The sequence below is a fragment of the Mycobacterium sp. TH-M116 genome, assembly GCF_057473685.1.
Genome location: NZ_JBYCLC010000341.1, coordinates 1 through 2,267 on the forward strand (window position 1 = coordinate 1; position 2,267 = coordinate 2,267).

The 2,267-nt window shown below is 66.3% G+C and carries 2 protein-coding genes and 1 pseudogene; 2 read left to right on the top strand and 1 reads right to left on the bottom strand.

Features of this window, described 5'->3' with window-relative positions:
• A pseudogene (locus AC2VOK_RS17565) lies at positions 1-105 on the top strand (VapC toxin family PIN domain ribonuclease); the annotation flags it as partial.
• 285 nt (positions 106-390) lie between these two features.
• A complete protein-coding gene (locus tag AC2VOK_RS17570) occupies positions 391-747 on the top strand; it encodes a cation transporter (RefSeq protein ID WP_428901611.1) in 357 nt (118 codons plus the stop codon).
• Between the two features lie 30 nt (positions 748-777).
• On the opposite strand, the gene AC2VOK_RS17575 is transcribed toward AC2VOK_RS17570, so the two are convergent.
• Positions 778-2,267, bottom strand: a 1,490-nt coding sequence (locus AC2VOK_RS17575; RefSeq protein WP_428901610.1) for an NAD-dependent epimerase/dehydratase family protein, incomplete at its 5' end; no start/stop codon positions are given.

Consider the following 2,267-nt stretch of genomic DNA (forward strand, 5'->3'; position numbering starts at 1 on the left):
CTGCTCACTCTCGCGCGCCGCAGGGGAGTTCGCCTCGTCACTTTCGACGCAGCCGTTGTTTCTCTTGCGCAGGGAAGCGATGTGGAACTGCTCACGATGCTTTGAGCCTGGCCGCAGTTGAGCTTCGCGCCGGAGAGGTTTCGCCACCTATCGGCGAAGATCGAAATACGGATCAGGAGGCCGGATCTGGACGTTGGGTGGATTCGATCGGCGCGTGCGACAGGCCCGTGGTCGAAAGCGGCCTCGACGGCCTCATGGCACCTGGCGATGCAACGAGCGAGTGCGACGAACACCGAGGTTCGGCCCGCGGGAACTCGGCGCGCCCACTTGACGACCAATAGGCGGGAAAACATCAACGCGGCGCGACAGTAAGGAACGGCCTTGACTGAAGTGGCAGTAACCGGGCCCGGTAGGGCGGAAACCGGGCGAGTCGAACTCGACCTGACAGGCCTGTCGTGCGGTGCATGCGCGAGGCGCGTCGAGAAGGCGCTGAACAGGATCGACGGAGTGCGGGCGTCGGTCGACTTCGGCGCCAGGGTGGCGACGGTCGAGGCCGGTCCGGGTATCGACGTAGCCGACCTGTGCGCGGCCGTGAGAAAGGCCGGTTACGGTGCCGCGGTGCGCATGGAGGGAGGCGGTGAAAGAGTTGACGTGCTTGAGGAACAACAGCTCTCGCCGTTACGGACCGCCATTGCGGCCGTGACGTTGCTGCTGCGCTGGTTGATTTCTCCCTGGCATGCTCGCTGAGGACGTCGGTTCGGCCAGAACTCGGCAGGACTAGCTGTCGGCGTTTTTCGATGACGCCAGCACGTCTTGCGCCAGGAAGGACCCGACCGAATGCGGGGTCGCGGCAACCTCGGCCACAGAATCGACTGCAAGGGCGATGGTTGGAAGGTCGGCAAGGTACTCAGCGTAGTGGCGCCCACCCAGCCGCATGCCCAGGCTCACCCAGGCGTCGACCACCGCCCACCGGCGCGGATTCTCCCTCGCCCAATCGCTCTGGTCGAGCCTGAGTTTCCATTCCGTGATCTCGAGTTCGTCGAGCGAGTACGCGCCGAGCAGCTCCGCATACGAGACCTCCTCGCCGCGGACGACGGTGATGCCGCGTCCCAGTTCGTGCGGCCCCGGCGATTCCGGCAACAGCCCGAGGATTGCTGTCGCGGCTGCCCAGGCTGTGGTGACTTCTTCGGTCAACGTCACGGCGGGGTAGGCGCCCGATGCGACGCATGCATCGACAACCGAGACCAAAACATCTGCTGCAGCGAGTGATTGGTGGCCCTCACCGAGGACGCGCGGCAGTCGCACAATGGTGAAATCGAGCCCCCGCGGCGACCCGGCCACCGCCAACTCGGCGAGCGCCTTCGACGCCGCGTAGGGGTACGGCGCGTGGCGGGGGTCGGTGACGCGGGCTACGGAGACATCGGCATTGACGACGAACGTCGACAGATGCACCAGTCGCGCACTGTGGTGTGCGCACGCGTCGACTGCGGCGGCAACCAAGTCCACGTTGGCCGGGCGAAGGTCGCGGTACGGCGACAGGACGCTGGTGTTCCCGATGCAGTTCACCACTGTTGCGGGGGCGCAACTGCCGAGCAGGGCATCCAGGTCTGCTGGGGCGAACCGCGCAGGGAGTTGGTGGACTCGCACGCCCTCGACGCTGCGGAGATCCGCCCACGAACCACGTTCGGGCAGTGCGGCCCTGGTCGCCAGCACCACCTCCGGGCGAAGCAGTCCGGCACGCTTCAGTTCGACGACAGCCCGGGCGAATCCGGTTCCGAGAATCCCCGACGCACCCAGCACCAGGATCGACCGCCCACGTCGGCGCGCAACGAGATTGGGGCGCGGGTGCAGCGCCCGCGCCAGATCGCGCTCTGTCTCCGAGGCGGTCTCGGCGTCCGGCCCTCCCTTGGCTCCCGGCGCATCGGAATCCAGGTCTGAGACCAGATTGGCGGCGGTGTCGGCGCCGATCAGGTCGAAAATGGTGAGGTGTCGGCCCAGGTACTCGCGAGTGGGCGGGAGGATTCGAATGAGGTCCAACGAGCCGATGCCCTCGTCGAGCAGCGAGGTGTCTGTCCCCACAGGCCTCGTGAGGTGTCGGCTCCAGAGGTCCGCCAATCCGGCCGCCCGCTCATCCGAGTCGGCGTCGCGGCACGTGGTGTCCACGAGATCGGTAGTCTTCCGCAGCCCGTCGCCGTCGATCTTGCCGTTGGGCTTTCGTGGAATAGCCGGCAGTCCAATGACGAAGAACGACGGTACCTTCAGGTTCA